13 protein-coding genes and 1 pseudogene are annotated in these 15,761 nt (G+C 60.4%); 1 reads left to right on the top strand and 13 read right to left on the bottom strand.

The window, feature by feature from the left end; translation table 11 throughout:
* Positions 1-4: 4 nt before the first annotated feature.
* The 13 genes and pseudogenes from PHX60_RS04040 to rsmH form a co-directional block, all read right to left on the bottom strand.
* Positions 5-790, bottom strand: coding sequence for a cell division protein FtsQ/DivIB (locus PHX60_RS04040; protein WP_300075043.1), 786 nt, complete (start codon positions 788-790; stop codon positions 5-7).
* Positions 787-1,797 (bottom strand): D-alanine--D-alanine ligase, encoded by a 1,011-nt coding sequence (locus PHX60_RS04035; protein WP_300075040.1) that lies wholly within the window; start codon positions 1,795-1,797, stop codon positions 787-789. Before PHX60_RS04035 ends, PHX60_RS04040 begins: the two co-directional genes overlap by 4 nt.
* Positions 1,797-2,845, bottom strand: a pseudogene (gene iscB / locus PHX60_RS04030) (RNA-guided endonuclease IscB). The gene PHX60_RS04035 and the pseudogene iscB overlap by 1 nt, the downstream one beginning before the upstream one ends.
* 327 nt (positions 2,846-3,172) lie before the next feature.
* Positions 3,173-4,588, bottom strand: a complete 1,416-nt coding sequence (gene murC / locus PHX60_RS04025) for a UDP-N-acetylmuramate--L-alanine ligase (RefSeq protein WP_300075037.1) — start codon at positions 4,586-4,588, stop codon at positions 3,173-3,175.
* Positions 4,585-5,649: an undecaprenyldiphospho-muramoylpentapeptide beta-N-acetylglucosaminyltransferase gene (gene murG / locus PHX60_RS04020; RefSeq protein ID WP_300075035.1), complete on the bottom strand. Its 1,065-nt coding sequence runs from the start codon at positions 5,647-5,649 to the stop codon at positions 4,585-4,587. Before murG ends, murC begins: the two co-directional genes overlap by 4 nt.
* On the bottom strand, positions 5,646-6,893 hold the full coding sequence (ftsW, locus tag PHX60_RS04015; RefSeq protein ID WP_300075254.1) for a putative lipid II flippase FtsW: 1,248 nt from the start codon (positions 6,891-6,893) through the stop codon (positions 5,646-5,648). The genes murG and ftsW overlap by 4 nt, the downstream gene beginning before the upstream one ends.
* 23 nt (positions 6,894-6,916) lie before the next feature.
* Positions 6,917-8,437, bottom strand: a complete 1,521-nt coding sequence (murD, locus tag PHX60_RS04010) for a UDP-N-acetylmuramoyl-L-alanine--D-glutamate ligase (protein WP_300075032.1) — start codon at positions 8,435-8,437, stop codon at positions 6,917-6,919.
* A gap of 5 nt (positions 8,438-8,442) precedes the next feature.
* Complete coding sequence (mraY, locus tag PHX60_RS04005; protein WP_300075029.1) at positions 8,443-9,621, bottom strand: phospho-N-acetylmuramoyl-pentapeptide-transferase; 1,179 nt, start codon at positions 9,619-9,621, stop codon at positions 8,443-8,445.
* Positions 9,615-10,997 (bottom strand): UDP-N-acetylmuramoyl-tripeptide--D-alanyl-D-alanine ligase, encoded by a 1,383-nt coding sequence (gene murF / locus PHX60_RS04000; RefSeq protein WP_300075252.1) that lies wholly within the window; start codon positions 10,995-10,997, stop codon positions 9,615-9,617. Before murF ends, mraY begins: the two co-directional genes overlap by 7 nt.
* Before the next feature lie 14 nt (positions 10,998-11,011).
* Positions 11,012-12,514: a UDP-N-acetylmuramoyl-L-alanyl-D-glutamate--2,6-diaminopimelate ligase gene (locus PHX60_RS03995; RefSeq protein WP_300075251.1), complete on the bottom strand. Its 1,503-nt coding sequence runs from the start codon at positions 12,512-12,514 to the stop codon at positions 11,012-11,014.
* Entirely contained in the window at positions 12,514-14,259 is a 1,746-nt protein-coding gene (locus PHX60_RS03990) for a penicillin-binding protein 2 (RefSeq protein WP_300075026.1), read from the bottom strand. Before PHX60_RS03990 ends, PHX60_RS03995 begins: the two co-directional genes overlap by 1 nt.
* A complete protein-coding gene (ftsL, locus tag PHX60_RS03985; RefSeq protein WP_300075023.1) occupies positions 14,256-14,534 on the bottom strand; it encodes a cell division protein FtsL in 279 nt (92 codons plus the stop codon). Before ftsL ends, PHX60_RS03990 begins: the two co-directional genes overlap by 4 nt.
* Positions 14,531-15,487 (bottom strand): 16S rRNA (cytosine(1402)-N(4))-methyltransferase RsmH, encoded by a 957-nt coding sequence (gene rsmH / locus PHX60_RS03980; RefSeq protein ID WP_300075020.1) that lies wholly within the window; start codon positions 15,485-15,487, stop codon positions 14,531-14,533. The genes ftsL and rsmH overlap by 4 nt, the downstream gene beginning before the upstream one ends.
* Between rsmH and PHX60_RS03975 the strand changes: the two genes are divergently transcribed.
* Positions 15,477-15,734, top strand: a complete 258-nt coding sequence (locus PHX60_RS03975) for a hypothetical protein (protein WP_300075017.1) — start codon at positions 15,477-15,479, stop codon at positions 15,732-15,734. The two genes, rsmH and PHX60_RS03975, sit on opposite strands and share 11 nt — an antisense overlap.
* The last annotated feature ends 27 nt before the right edge of the window (positions 15,735-15,761 follow it).

Here is a 15,761-nt window from a genome sequence, read left to right as displayed (position 1 = left end):
GGCTTTATTTGCGCGTTGGTGCGCCCGCAGGGGCAATCACCGTGGTAACACCGCGCAAGCGCACGGCATAGCCGCCACTGTGGCGCAGGTCTGCCGACTCTAGGCTGTCGGGCTTGCGGCCATAGCGTGCTGTCACCTGTGCCAGCGTGTTGACAAAGTGTTGGGTGCGTTGCTCTATCTCCGCTGCACTGCCGCCGCCCAATTCCAGCATGGCACCGCTTTGTAGGCCCACGCGCCAGCCACCGCGCCCTGACAGTTCTAGGGTTTTGATGGGGGAGCCGAGGACGTTTTGTAAGCGCTGGTACATCTGCCAAACTTGGGCCGATTGGCTTGGGGGGCCGTGCAGGCGCGGCAAATCTTCTAGGTCAGATTCGTCGCCGTTGGCTTCAAAAATCTCGCCGTAGTTGTTGAGCATTTCATCGCCCGGCTCGCTGCCCCAATGCGCTACGGCGTGGTGTTCTTGCAACACCACCTGCAAGGTGCGTGGGTATTGGCGGCGTATTTGGGCGGTGCGTACCCAAGGCACCTGCTCAAAGGATTGGCGTGCAGCGGTCAAGTCGATGGTGAAAAAATTGCCCGTAAGCTGGGGCGCGACGTTGGCGCGCAACGATACGGCGTTGTTGTGTACCAACTCGCCCTGCACCACAATGCGCCCAATGGCAAAAGCGGGGTGGCGCAGTGCCCACCAAGCCCCAGCTGCCAGCACCAGCACGACACAGCCCAAGAACAAGACCGAGGCGGCCAAGTTCATGAGCCGGACATCCAGCGGTGCGGGCAGGGTGTCTGTCATGCAATGTCTCCGGGCTGTGCTGTGGCTGGCTGTGCAGGCTGCTGTGCAGGCAGTGGGGTATCTAAGCTGGCTTGGGCCAGCAGGTGCAGGCACAGGTCTTCGTAGCTGATACCGGCAGCGCGCGCCGACATGGGCACCAAAGAATGCCCAGTCATGCCGGGTGAGGTGTTGATTTCTAGCAAAAACGGCTGGCGGTCAGAGGCACGAATCATGATGTCGGCGCGCGCCCAGCCCCGGCAACCCACGCTGCGAAAGGCTTGCACTACCAAGGTTTGGATGGCTTGTTCTTCGGCTTCGGGCAGGCCACTGGGGCAGTGGTATTGGGTGTCGTCGGTGAAGTATTTGTGCTCGTAGTCGTAGTTGCCTTGGGGGGCTTCAATGCGAATCACGGGCAGGGCTTGGGCGCTGGCCGCTTCGCCCAAAATCGGGCAGGTGGTCTCGTCACCGTCAATAAATTGCTCGCACAGCACTTCGGGGTCGTAGCGCGCGGCCAGTGCATAGGCTTGGGCGCATTGGCTGGCATCGGTGACTTTGGTCAGGCCGATGGTGGAGCCTTCGCGCGCCGGTTTGACAATCATGGGCGCGCCCAAGGCTTGCAGGGCTTGTTCGGTTTCGGTGGCACTGGCGACCAAACGCCAATCGGGGGTGGGCAGGCCCTCGGCACGCCACAGGCGTTTGGTCATGATTTTGTCCATCGCGATGCTGGAAGCCAGCACGCCCGAGCCGGTGTAGGGGATGCCGAGCAGCTCTAGCGCGCCTTGCACGGTGCCATCTTCGCCGTGGCGGCCATGCAGAGCGATAAAGCAGCGTTGGTAACCGTGGCGTTTTAAATCGCCCAAGTCGTTATAAGCTGGGTCAAACAGGTGGGCATCGACACCGCGTGCGCGCAGTGCCTGTAACACGCCACTGCCCGACATGAGCGAGACATCGCGCTCGGCGGAGTTGCCGCCCATCAACACGGCGACTTTGCCCAAGGCTGCTGCATCTATGTTATCCAGAAGGCTCATCAGTGTGCGCGTGAAACCTCGGCATTCATGCCGGGGAGGCAGAGCGCGGAACGCGCAGCGTTCCTGGCTTGGGGCCTTGCCGGTTCACGTCTTGTGTTGTTGGCCCGGTTGAAGAAATAGCCATAGCCATCAGCGCGCTGAATGACGCGACAATGCTTGTGGCCGATACCTTGCACCACGACGGATTGTCCGTCTTGGTAGCTTTGGATGTTGAAAGAGCCACTGGCCCGCACGGCCACACGACCGATGTAGATGCCAGCCTTGAGGCCCGAAGGTACCTCCGCGCGCACCATGTCGCCAGTGCCAAAACCATGCACTGGCAAGCCAGCGTGAGATTAGAAGCCCGATTGCTGCCGCCTCGGGCTTTAGGGTGGATATGTTCCACTTGCAACGGTACATTTTGGGCATCGCAGTAGGCGCACTGGCGGTGCCATTTTTCCAGTAGGTACTCGCGCAGTTCATAGCCGAATAAGGTGCCTTGTTGGTACTCGATTCCCGAGATTTCCGGATTTTGCAAGGCTTGCGTATCAAAGCACACCAGCTCGCTACTAATAGCGCTGATAGGTGCCCAGCGCTGAATCCGTCGCACCCACGCCATGCAGGTATCCACGCGATGTTGTAGTGAGGGGGCCAACCAGCCGGACTTTTTATTACCGCGATTAAGAAAACGCGGCGCACGGTGGCGCAACTGGTTTCTGCGCCGACGGCGCATCTGGCGGCGAGCGGTTAAGGCTTCGGAAATTTGCTTACCGCGATGGATTAACTCCATCAGGTTCAGCACCACAGCAGCGGTTTGCACTTCGCCGGACTGTGCGTCAATAACTTGGGCATCGCGCACCAAGGCCAAGCCGGTGGTTTTGCTGCCGGGGTCCAGCTTCAAACGCAGTGGCTGAAGCACGCAGGTATCGGCTGCACGGTCTGTAAGTCGAATCACCATCGGTACCAAGCGATGCACCCGCGCCCGGCCACGCGCCAGCAGCAGCCGGGCGCGCTTTTCGGTGCAGGGCATCAATGCCTTACCTTGGGAATCCAACACAAAAACTGCCACGTATCTCTCCATCTCTCCAAAAAAACGGCTGTCTTTCCAGCTAGTCAGCCCTTACGGGCTTAGTGAGGGACACCTTGCGATGTCGCTCCCCTCGGGAATGTTGGCAACCGGCTCCAGCTTTTACAAGCTGCGGTTTCAAGCTTCGGGCTTTTACCTTGGTCCAGCATGATTAAAACCTTGCAGAGCAGCAAACTGAGGAAGCATTTGCTGGTGCGTCTCAACGACCTGTTGTCAACGTAGCGGGTTGGCTACCGCTTTCCCTGGTCAACCTGGCTTGTATCCTTTCGGCTTCAAGCTCCATCCTTCAGGATGGGGTAATTGACGCCTTTACTCCGACGGTTGTTGTTTGAATACATCGACCACCTTGCCCGGCACGGCTCCAATCGAGCCTGCACCCATGCACAGCACCACATCACCGGCGTGCGCTTGGGCGATGATGCTGTGGGGCAAATCGGCGATATTGTCGATAAATACTGGCTCGACCCGCCCAGCGACACGCAGCGCGCGCGCCAAGGCCCGGCCATCGGCGGCTACCAAGGGGGCTTCGCCAGCCGCATAGACTTCGGTCAGTAGCACCGCGTCGGCGTTGCCCAGCACTTTGACGAAATCTTCAAAACAATCGCGGGTGCGCGTGTAGCGGTGCGGTTGGAAGGCCAGCACCAAGCGCCGCCCCGGAAAGGCCCCGCGTGCAGCGGCCAAGGTGGCGGCCATTTCGACCGGATGGTGGCCGTAGTCGTCAATCAAAGTGAAATGGCCCCCGCCAGCGGGTGCGGGCCAATCGCCGTAGTGTTGGAAGCGCCGCCCGACCCCGGTAAACCCGGCCAGCGCGCGCAGCACGGCCTCGTCGGGGATGTTCAATTCGACCGCGATGGCAATGGCGGCCAAAGCGTTCAGGACGTTGTGTTCACCGGCCAAATTGAGTACCACTTCCAAATCGGGCAGGGTCACGCCGTTGCGCCGTTGTACGGTAAAGCGCATTTGTCCGGCCTCGGCGCGCAGATTCACGGCGCGCACTTGGGCATCTTCGGCCAAGCCATAGCTGGTGATGGGGCAGGTGACTTCGGGCAGGATGTCGCGCACTGCTGGGCTGTCGATGCACAAAATGGCGGTACCGTAAAACGGCATCCGGTGCAGAAAATCGACAAAAGCCTTCTTCAAACGGCCAAAATCGTGGCCGTAGGTTTCCATGTGGTCGGCATCGATATTGGTGACCACGGCCATCACCGGCAGCAGGTTCAGGAAGGAGGCATCGGACTCGTCGGCCTCGACCACAATGTATTCACCACTGCCCAGCTTGGCATTGGCCCCGGCGCTGTTGAGGCGGCCACCAATTACAAAGGTGGGGTCCAGGCCGCCCTCGGCCAGTACGCTGGTGACCAAGCTGGTGGTGGTGGTTTTGCCGTGTGCGCCAGCAATGGCAATGCCGCGTTTGAGGCGCATCAGCTCGGCCAGCATCAGGGCGCGTGGCACGACGGGGATTTTTTTCTCGCGCGCGGCCTGCACTTCGGGGTTATCGGCCTGCACGGCGGTAGAGGTGACGACGGCATCGGCCCCGGCGATATGGGCGGCCTCGTGGCCCAAATGGGTAGTGATGCCCAGCCCTTGCAAGCGGCGCAGGGTGGCGCTATCGGCCAAATCCGAGCCAGAGATGGTATAGCCTAGGTTGTGCAGCACTTCGGCAATGCCGCTCATGCCCGAGCCGCCAATACCGACAAAATGGATGTGTTGAACGGCGTGTTTCATGCCAGTAGCGCCTCGCACGCACTGACCACCATCAATGTGGCTTCTGTTTTTTGCATTTTTTTAGCTTGAATGGCGCGCTGCAACAGTGCAGGGCGGTCTAGGGTTTGTAACATTTTGGCCAGCGTTTGGGCTGACAACTCGGGCTGTGGCAGCAGCCAAGCAGCCCCAGCATCGACCAAAAAGCGCGCATTGGCGGTTTGGTGGTCATCGACAGCGGCAGGGAAGGGCACAAAAATGGCGGCAGCGCCAATGGCGGCGATTTCGGTCACGGTGCTGGCCCCGGCGCGGCACACAATGATGTCGGCATCGGCAAAGGCTTGGGCGGTGTCGTCAATAAACGGGGTGAGGGTGGCTTGCACCCCAGCGGCAGCGTAGTTTTGCTGCAAGGCTTCTATTTGCGCCGTGCCGCTTTGGTGCGTCACGATGGGGCGTTGCCCCTGTGGCAACAAGGCCAAGGCTTGCGGCACCACCTCATTGAGCGCCTTGGCCCCCAAGCTGCCCCCCACGACCAATAGGCGCAGGCGGCCACTGCGACCGGCAAAGCGTTGTGCTGGTTCGGGTTGTTGTAAAAAAGCGACGCGCAAGGGGTTGCCGACCCAATGCCCTTGGGCAAATACCTTGGGAAAGGCCGTAAATACCTGCGCTGCCATGTGCGCCAGCAGTTTATTGGCCATGCCGGGCACCGAGTTTTGCTCGTGCAGCACCAAGGGCTTGCCCGCCAGTCGGGCCGCTATGCCCCCCGGAAAGCTGATATAGCCACCCAAGCCGACCACTACATCGGGTTGCACCCGGCGCACCACGGCCAAGGCTTGCGCCAAGGCTTTGAGCAAACGCCAAGGCAACAGGGCCAGCGTTTTAATCCCCTTGCCGCGCACGCCTGAGAAATCAATAGTTTCGAGGGCAAAGCCTTGCGGCGGCACCAAGCGCGCCTCCATGCTGGCGGGTGCGCCCAGCCAATGTACCTGCCAACCGCGTTCGCGCAGGGCGTGGGCCACGGCCAAGCCCGGAAAAATATGCCCGCCGGTGCCCCCGGCCATGATGAGGGCGATTTTTTGGCTCATGCGTGGCCTCCGCGCATTAATAATTTATTCTCATAATCCACCCGGAACACCACCGCCAGCGCGACCAAGTTCATCAAAATGGCCGAACCGCCAAAGCTCATCAAAGGCAAGGTCAGGCCCTTAGTGGGCAAAGCGCCCAAGTTCACGCCCATGTTGATAAACGCCTGAAAACCCATCCACATGGCCACGCCTTGGGCCACCAATCCGGCAAATACCCTATCCAGCGCGATGGCTTGGCGGCCAATGTGCATGATGCGCCGCGTGAGCCAAAAGAACATGCCAATCAAGAGCAGCACACCAATCAGGCCGAATTCTTCGCCAATCACGGCCAGCAAGAAGTCGGTATGTGCTTCGGGCAGCCAGTGCAGTTTTTCGACGCTGCCACCCAGTCCGACACCAAAAATCTCGCCCCGGCCAATCGCAATCAGTGAGTGTGAAAGCTGGTAGCCCTTGCCGAGGGCGTGTTTTTCGCTCCACGGGTCTAGGTAGGCAAAAATGCGCTCGCGTCGCCAGTCAGAAAACCACACCATCGCCGCAAAGGCCAGCACCAAGATGAGGGCAATCAAAAAGAACATGCGCGCATTGACACCGCCCAAAAACAAGATGCCCATTGCAATCACGGCAATCACCATGAAGGCCCCCATGTCTGGCTCGGCCAGCAACAAGGCCCCCACCACCGCCACGGCAGCGCCCATCGGTAGCACGGCACGGAAGAAGCGCTCTTTGACTTCCATTTTGCGTACCATGTAATCAGCGGCGTAAATCACCACGGCCAACTTGGCCAGCTCAGAGGGCTGAAAGTTCATTACCCCGAGTGATAACCAACGCCGCGCCCCATTCACGACCGTGCCGATGCCCGGTACAAGCACCAGCACCAGGGTAAACAGCGAGAGTAAAAACAAGCTGCGCGCATGGCGCTCCCAGGCCTTCATGGGGATTTGAAAAGCCATGATGGCGGCCACAAAGCCTACGCCCAAGGCAAACACATGGCGCACCAAGAAATGGGTGGGGGCAATTTTGCCAAAGCGCGGGTTGTCGGGCAGGGCGATAGAGGCCGAATAGACCATCACCAGCCCCCAAGTGAGCAGCGCCACCACCACCCACAGCAGGGCTTGGTCAAAGCCCAACACGCTGGCGGGTGTGGCCGAGGTTTGGCGGTATTCCATGCCACCGATGCGTACCGGCAGGCCATCGACCCCAGCCGCTTGCATCGGGTTGAACCAGCCACGCACCCGCTGGCGCATTCCGGCGCGCTCTTGCTCTGCCATTACAGGCTCCCTAGCAAACTTTGACCGGCCTCATCGGCCAGGGTTTGCACTGCGGTGCAGAACACTTGGGCGCGGTGCGCGTAGTTGGAGAACATGTCCAGACTGGCACAGGCGGGCGACATCAGTACCGCATCACCTGCACGGGCTTGCTGGCTGGCCCATTGCACCGCTTGGGGCAGGCTGGCGGCTTGCAACAAGGGTACGCCGGTGTCTTGCAGGGCGGCAGTGATTTGTGGGGCATCGCGGCCTATCAGCACCACGGCACGCGCATGGCGCGCCACCGGCACGGCCAGCGGAGAAAAATCTTGCCCTTTGCCATCGCCGCCCAAAATGACCACCAGCTGCCGGTCGGCCCCCAAGCCAGCTAAAGCGGCCACGGTGGCGCCGACGTTGGTGCCTTTGCTATCGTCAAAGTATTCAATGCCATTGACGATGCCGATGGACTCTACCCGGTGTGGCTCGCCTTGGTATTCGCGCAGGCCGTACAGCATGGCGGCCAAGCCACAGCCAGCCGATTGGGCCAAGGCCAAGGCCGCCAAGGCGTTGATGGCGTTGTGGCGGCCACGGATACGCAAGGCATCGGCTGGCATTAAGCGTTGGATGTGCAGCTCTTCAGCTTCGGGGTTGCGGCTGCGCTGGCGGGTTTCGTCGGCAGGCATGGCACGCACCAGCCAAGCCATGCCGCCCACGGTTTCAATGCCAAAGTCGCCGGGGCGGCGCGGTAAATCGCCGCCAAAGGTGATATGCGCGCGCTGCTGTGGTTTTTGCAGTTTGACCGGCACCGGCGCAGGCAGCATCGCCATCACGGCAGCATCTTCGCGGTTGAGTACCATGAGCGCTTTGGCCCCAAAAATGCGTGCCTTGGCTTGGGCATAGGCTGCCATGCTGCCATGCCAGTCTAAATGGTCTTGCGTCACGTTGAGTACCGCTGCTGCCGTAGGCTCAAAGCCGCTGGCGCTGTCTAATTGGAAGCTGGACAGCTCTAGCACCCACACTTCGGGCAAGGCGTTGGCTTGGAGCCGTGTGGCCAAGGTATCGAGCAGCGTCGGGCCAATGTTGCCCGCCACGGCCACGCTTTTACCGGCGCGCTCGACCAATTGCCCGGTCAGGGAGGTGACAGTGGTTTTGCCATTGGTGCCTGTAATGGCCAGCACTGCCGGGGCATAGGCTTGGCTGGCGCGTAAATCTTGCAAAGCGGCAAAGAACAAGCACAGTTCGCCGCCGATGCGGATGCTGCTGGCGCTGGCCGCTACCAACACGGGGGCGACGGCATCGGGGCTGAGGCCCGGCGAGCGGTACACCGCCTGCACCGGCTGCTGCCCTTCAAGCAAATGGGCACCGAATGGCCCGGCCACAAACTTGACTTGCGGCCATTCGGCCTGCAAGGCTTCTAACTGGGGCGGTTGGGCGCGCGTATCGGCCACCGTGACTTTGGCCCCCGCACGCGCGCACCAGCGCGCCATCGCCAGCCCAGAGGCCCCTAGGCCCAAAATCAGAATATGCTGCTCGTGCAAAGACATGGTGTTTACCGCAGTTTGAGGGTGGACAGACCGACCAAGCACAGCAGCATGGTGACAATCCAAAAGCGCACTACCACTTGGGTTTCTTTCCAGCCGCTCTTTTCAAAATGGTGGTGCAGCGGGGCCATTTTGAGCAGGCGGCGGCCTTGGCCGTAGCGCTTTTTGGTGAACTTGAACCACATGACTTGGGCCATGACGGACAGCGCCTCGACCACAAAAATACCGCCCATGATGGCCAGCACAATCTCTTGGCGCACAATCACGGCGATGGTGCCCAGCGCGCCACCCAGCGCCAGCGCGCCTACATCGCCCATAAACACCTGCGCCGGGTGGGTGTTAAACCACAAAAAGGCCAAACCGGCCCCAGCCATCGCGGCGCAAAAAATCAGTAACTCGCCAGAACCCGCAATGTGGGGCAAAAACAGGTATTTGGCATAAAAGGCATTGCCCGTGACGTAGGCAAACACGCCCAAAGCCGAGCCGACCATCACCACCGGCATGATGGCCAAGCCGTCCAGACCATCCGTCAGGTTGACGGCATTGCTGGCCCCGACAATCACCAGATAGGTCATGATGACAAAGCCCAGCACGCCCAGCGGGTAGCTCACTTCCTTAAAGAAGGGCAACAGCAGCCCGGCCTGCGCGGGCAAGTTGACATCAAAGCCCGAGCGCACCCACGAGGTAAACAGCTCCAACACGCGGTAGTTGTTGCTCTCGGAAATGCTAAACACCAAATACAGCGCTGCCAGCAGGCCGATGAGGGATTGCCACATGTATTTCTCGCGCGAGGGCATCCCCTCCGGGTCTTTGTTGACCACTTTGCGCCAATCGTCGGCCCAACCAATGGCCCCAAAGCCCAGCGTGACAATCAGCACAATCCAAACAAAGCGATTGGCCCAGTCAAACCACAGCAGGGTAGAAACCGCAATCGACATCAAAATTAGCACACCGCCCATCGTGGGCGTGCCGCTCTTGACATGGTGGGTTTCCATGCCGTTGGTGCGAATCGGCTGGCCAATTTTTAACGAGGTCAGGCGGCGAATCACCGCTGGCCCCGCCACCAAGCCGATGAGCAGGGCCGTCAGGGCCGCCATGACGGCGCGAAAAGTTAAATACTGAAACACCCGAAAAAAACCAAACTCGGGCGATAAACCCTGCAACCACTGCGCCAACCAAATCAACATGCAGCCCCCGTGGTGGCCGTAAGCTCTAGCACCTGTTCCATCTTCATGAAGCGAGACCCTTTAATCAGCATACTGCCCACGTCGGGCAGGGCTGCGCGCACTGCCGTTTGCAGTTGCGCCATGTTGTCAAAATGCTGCGCGCCGGTGCCAAAAGCGGCCACGGCGTGCGTGCTTTGCTGGCCCAGTGCCAGCAGTTGTTCGATGCCACGCGCTTGGGCATAGGCCCCAGCTTCGGCGTGAAACTGTGGGCCTTGGTCGCCCACCTCGCCCATATCGCCCAACACCAGCAGGCGCGGGCCGGGTAAATCGGCTAATACGTCGATGGCTGCGCGCACCGAATCGGGGTTGGCGTTGTAGCTGTCGTCCACCAGTGTTAAATTGCGTCCAGCTACATTGAGCGCCAAGGCGCGTGAGCGCCCCTTGACGGGCACAAAATCGCCCAAGCCTTGGGCAATGGCAGTCAAGGGCAGCCCAGCGGCCAGCGCGCAGGCGGTGGCGGCCAAGGCGTTGCGTACATTGTGGCGGCCTGCAATGTGCAGGGCCGTATCGAAATGCCCTTGCGGGGTATTGATGCGTACTTGCCAAGCGCCCGCCTGCCAGTCGGCGGCAATGGCTTGCACATCAGCGCCAGTAGCGCCAAAAGTGAGGCAGCGGCGCGCCCCGGCCAAACCTTGCCACAAAGCGGTATAGGGTTCATCAGCCGGAAACACGGCCACGCCGTCGGCGGGCAAGGCAGCCAGCACGGAGCCGTTTTCTTCGGCCACGGCTTGCACGGTGCCCATAAATTCAAGGTGTTCGCGCTGGGCGTTGTTGACCAGCGCCACCGTAGCTTGGGCGATGCGCGCCAGCACGGCAATCTCGCCGGGGTGGTTCATGCCCAGCTCCACCACGCCGATGCGGTGTGTGGCATTCAGGCGCAGCAGCGTTTGCGGCACACCGATGGCGTTATTGAGGTTGCCTTGGGTAAAAAACGCCGCTTCGCCAGCATGGGCGCGCAAAATGGCCGCCAGCATTTGCGTGACGGTGGTTTTGCCATTGCTGCCCGTCACGGCTACCAGTGGCAGGGCAAACTGACTGCGCCAACCAGCGGCCAAAGCCCCCAAGGCGCTCAGGGTGTCGGGCACCTCGATGCCGGGCAGGCCCACTTCGGCCAAACCGCTATGGGCTATGGCGGCTGTGGCCCCCACGGCGCGTGCTTGGGCCAGAAAATCATGGGCATCAAAGCGCTCGCCTTTGAGGGCCACAAACAAATCGCCCAGCTGCAAACTGCGGCTATCGGTATGCACGCGCGCAATGGAGCGGCCCGCCTCGCCTACTAAGCGTGCTTGCGGTTGCCATTGCCTTATCCAGTCCAAAGCTTGGGCCAGTGTCATCATGGGAGGCGGGTGGTTCATAGGGCAGCGCCTTCGCGGCGTTGGAGGGCGGCTTGGGCTTGGGCCATGTCAGAAAATGGACGGCGCACACCTGCGGTTTCTTGGTAGTCTTCGTGGCCTTTACCGGCAATCAGCACCACATCGGCGGCATCGGCTTCGGCCAGTGTTTCGGAGATGGCAGCAGCGCGGTCTGGCTCTACCAGTAACGTGGTACCTGCAATCGTGCCTTGCAAAATTTGGTGGATGATGGCTTCCGGTGACTCGCTGCGCGGGTTGTCGCTGGTGACCACCACCCAATCGGCCCCGTGTTGGGCGGCGGCACCCATCAGGGGGCGCTTGCTGCTGTCGCGCTCGCCGCCACAGCCAAACACGCACCACAATTGGCCGCCACGCGCTTGGGCCACTGGGCGCAGGGCGCGCAGGGCTTGGGCCAAGGCATCGGGGGTGTGGGCGTAATCGACGGCCACCAAGGGCAGGCCGGGGCCGGTGATGCGCTGCATCCGCCCCGGCACGGGTTCTAATGCTTCGCAGGCTTGCACGGCGGCTTGCAAGGGGATGCCCAAGCTGCGTAGCGCGGCAATCACGCCCAACAGGTTCGAGACGTTGTAATCGCCGATGAGTGTGGTTTGCAACAGGTATTGTTCTTGCCCTTCGGCCACCACAAAGCGCAGGCCGTCGCCGCCCAAATCCACATCTTGCGCTTGCAAGCGGGCCGGTTGGCGCATCGAGACGCTCCACAAATCCAGCCCACGCCCCAGCAAAGAGGCGTGTAGTTGCGCGCCTTGCGGGTCATCAATGTTGATGATGGCGGTTTCTAGGCCCAGCCAGTCAAACAGGGCCGACTTGGCTTGCCAGTAGGCTTCCATGCTGCCGTGGTAGTCCAGATGGTCTTGGGTGAAATTGGTAAACACGCCCACGCGGATGCGCGTGCCTTCTAGGCGATGCTCGGCCAAGCCGATGGAGGAGGCTTCTATCGCGCAGCTACGCACCCCAGCATCGACAAATTGGCGCAAGGCGCGTTGCAGCCGCACCGGGTCCGGGGTGGTCAGGCCGGTCAGGGTCAGGCGTGGCAACACGCCCATGCCCAAGGTGCCAATCAGGGCGCACGGAATGGGACGGTCGTTGGCGGACTCATGCACCAAACCACTCAGGGCATTGGCCAACCACCAAGCGCTGCTGGTTTTGCCGTTGGTGCCAGTAAAGGCCACCACATCTAAGGCTTTGCTGGCGCTGCCAAACCATTCAGCGGCGATTAAGCCCGTGGCAATTTTTAGGCCCGCATAGGCAGCGACATCGTCGCCTTCTAGTGCAAAAGGCGCAGCCCCAGCCAGCTCGACCAAACAAGCCACCGCCCCACGGGCGCGGGCCTGTGGTACATGGGCGCGGCCATCGGTACTGGCCCCCGGCCAAGCAATAAAGCCATCGCCGGGCTGTACCAAGCGGCTATCGGTTTGCAAAGTGCCGGTAACGCGCGCGCGCAGCCATTGCAGCACCTCTTGAAGCGAAGCGAGATGAACCATCACAAAGACTCCTCTACCGGGTTGGCCACAATTTGTGGTTTGACATCAATATCGGGCTGCACACCCATCATGCGTAAGGTTTGCTGGGCCACCTCGCTAAATACCGGAGCAGCGACTAAACCGCCATACACTTGGCCGTTGCTAGGCTCATCGACCATGACCGCAATAATGATGCGGGGTTTGTCAATCGGGGCCATGCCAGCAAACCAAGCCCGGTATTTGCCTGAGGCATAGCTTTTGCCAATTTGTTTGCGCGCGGTGCCCGATTTGCCACCCACCGAATAGCCTTGGGTTTGGGCGCGTTGGCCGGTGCCACCCGGCCCAGCGGCCATTTGCAGCATTTTGCGTACTTGGGCGGCGGTTTTGGGCGAGAACACCGGCACGCCCACGGCAGGCTCGGTGGTTTTGAGCATTGTGGCCGGAATAATGCGGCCATCGTGGGCAAACACGGTGTAAGAGCGCGCCATTTGGAACAAACTGGCCGATAAACCATAGCCATACGACATGGTCGCCTGCTCAATCGGGCGCCAGGTTTTGTACGGGCGCAAGCGTCCACTGACAGCCCCTGGAAAGGCGATTTGCGGCTTTTGGCCAAAGCCCACGGCAGAGAAGTTCTCCCACATCTCTTTGGCCGGCATTTGCATGGCCAATTTGGTGGTGCCGACGTTGCTAGACTTTTGGATGATGCCCTCGACCGTCAGCGCGCCATAGCTGTGCGTATCTGAAATGGTGGAGCCGGTGATGGTGATGCGCCCATTGCCGGTATCCACAATGGTGTCGGGGCGCACGCGCTTGGTCTCTAGGGCAATGCCGACGGTAAACGGCTTCATGACGGAGCCAGGCTCAAAGGTATCGGTGATGGCGCGGTTGCGGAGTTGCTCGCCGGTCAGGTTTTTGCGCTTATCGGGCACATAGCTGGGGTAGTTGGCCAGTGCCAGCACCTCGCCGGTGTTGGCATCCAATACCACCACGCTGCCCGCCTTGGCTTTATGAAATTCGACTTGGTCGCGCAGTTTTTGGTAAGCAAAAAACTGTACCTTGCTATCAATCGAGAGCTGCATGTCGCGGCCATCTTGCGGCGGCACTTCTTCGCCCACCCCATCAACCACCCGGCCTAGCCGGTCTTTAATTACCCGGCGCGAACCAGCTTTGCCCGCCAACAGCTTGTCAAAGGCCAGCTCCATACCCTCTTGGCCTTTGTCTTCGACGTTGGTAAAACCCACCACGTGGGCGGCAGATTCGCCCTCGGGGTATTGGCGCTTGTATTCTTTGCGCTGGTACACCCCTTTGATGTCTAAGGCGGTGATTTTTTGCCCAATCTCCCAATCCAATTGGCGCTTAATCCAGACAAAGGATTTTTCTTCGCTCAATTTGGCTTGCAGCTCGGGCAGGGGCATCTCTAGCAGCTTGGCCAACTCGGGCAGCTTGGCGCGCACTTCGGGGGTGTCAAGCTCTACGTCTTCGGGGATGGCCCAAATACTGGCCGCTGGCACGCTAGAAGCCAAAATCAGGCCGTTGCGGTCCAAAATTTTGCCCCGGTTGGCCGGTAGCTCTAGGGTGCGCGCAAAGCGCACTTCGCCTTGGCGCAAGAAGAAATCATTGCCCACCACCTGCACATAAGCGGCGCGCGCGCCCAGCCCAATAAAGCCCAAGGCAATCATCACCACGATAAAGCGGCTGCGCCAGATGGGCGTTTTGCTGGCCAGCAATGGGCTAGAGGTGTAGGGCACGCTGCGGCTGCTCATGGCTGCTCCTTGGCCGGTGCTTGCACATATTGGGTAATGGGCGGCGTGGCCGTGTGCATGTGCAATTGGTCGCGCGCCATCGTCTCGACCCGCGAAGGGGTGGCTTGGGCGCGTTTTTCTACCTGCAAGCGCTCATGCTCGGTCTCTAGCTGGCGTGCTTCGACTACAGCGCGGTCGAGTGCGGTGTAAAGCACGCGGGCCTCGTATTGGGTACGCACCACTTGCATGGCGCTGAGTACCACCAGCACCAGCAGCAGCAGATTCAGGCGCATCATGCCAATGCAACCCCTGTGGTGGCTGCTACGTCGGTGCGCTGGGCTACACGCATCACAGCACTGCGTGCGCGCGGGTTGGCGGCGATTTCTGCCGCGCTGGGCTTGATGCGCTCCAGCGCTTGCAAGCGCATGGCTTGCGGCGGCGCAAAAGGCGCACGCCGGTCATAGACCTCTTTGGCATGTTGGGCAATAAATTGCTTCACGATGCGGTCTTCGAGCGAGTGAAAGCTAATCACCACCAAGCGCCCGCCCGGCTGCAATACGTTCAAGCTGGCCTGCAAGGCTTGTTGCAACTCATCCAGCTCGGCATTGATAAAGATACGCAAGGCTTGGAAGGTGCGCGTGGCCGGGTGTTGGCCTCCTTCGCGCGTTTTGACCACGCTGGCTACCAAATCGGCCAATTCTGCCGTGGTTTGCAGCGGGCCACGCTCTTGGCGGCGCGCCACAATCGCCCGGCCAATCGGGCCAGCGAAGCGCTCTTCGCCATAGTCGCGCACCACTTGGGCAATTTGACCGGCATCGGCTTGGGCCAACCAATCGGCCACGCTTTGGCCGCGTGTGGTGTCCATACGCATGTCCAAGGGGCCATCAAAGCGAAAGCTAAAGCCGCGCTCGGGGCTGTCAATTTGCGGCGAGCTGATACCCAAGTCCATCAGCACCCCGGCGGCACTGCCTGCGGGCAAATCGGCCAAGTGGCGAAAGCCCTCGTGGCGAATCGAAAAACGCGCATCGTGGATGCGCGCTGCTTCGGAGATAGCCTCGGGGTCCTTGTCGAACGCCAGCAAGCGCCCGACGGGCGGTAATCGCGACAAAATATGCCTAGAGTGCCCGCCCCGGCCAAAGGTAGCATCCACCCACAAACTGTGCGGTGGCATGGCGGCGGCGTTGCCCAGCAGAGCCTCTACGGCTTCGTGTAGCAGCACGGTGGTGTGTTGCAATGCTATGGTGGTCATGGTTATGGTTATTGCCTATAGCAAAGCAAGGGTAAATATGACGATACTATTGGGGTGTGTTGCCATAGACTTTTTCTTCGCACCCCACCCCCGCGAGCAACGTCTTTGGAACACAGAAACCCCTGCTAGTTTTTTGTTGACTTACCCCGAAAAATCGGGAAAAAATGCGCTTTATCTTGCCATAGCGCAAACACTTGGCACTGTAGCAGGAATTGGCGTTTCCCCCAAGACGCTGCTGCCCATTTAGCGCCTCAGGAGGGTATTGCCCAGAAGG

Origin of the sequence: Giesbergeria sp., from assembly GCF_028686475.1 — a bacterium.
Taxonomy (GTDB): domain Bacteria; phylum Pseudomonadota; class Gammaproteobacteria; order Burkholderiales; family Burkholderiaceae_C; genus Simplicispira.
Note: the sequence above shows the minus strand (reverse complement) of the source record. Positions and strands in the feature narration are given on the sequence as shown.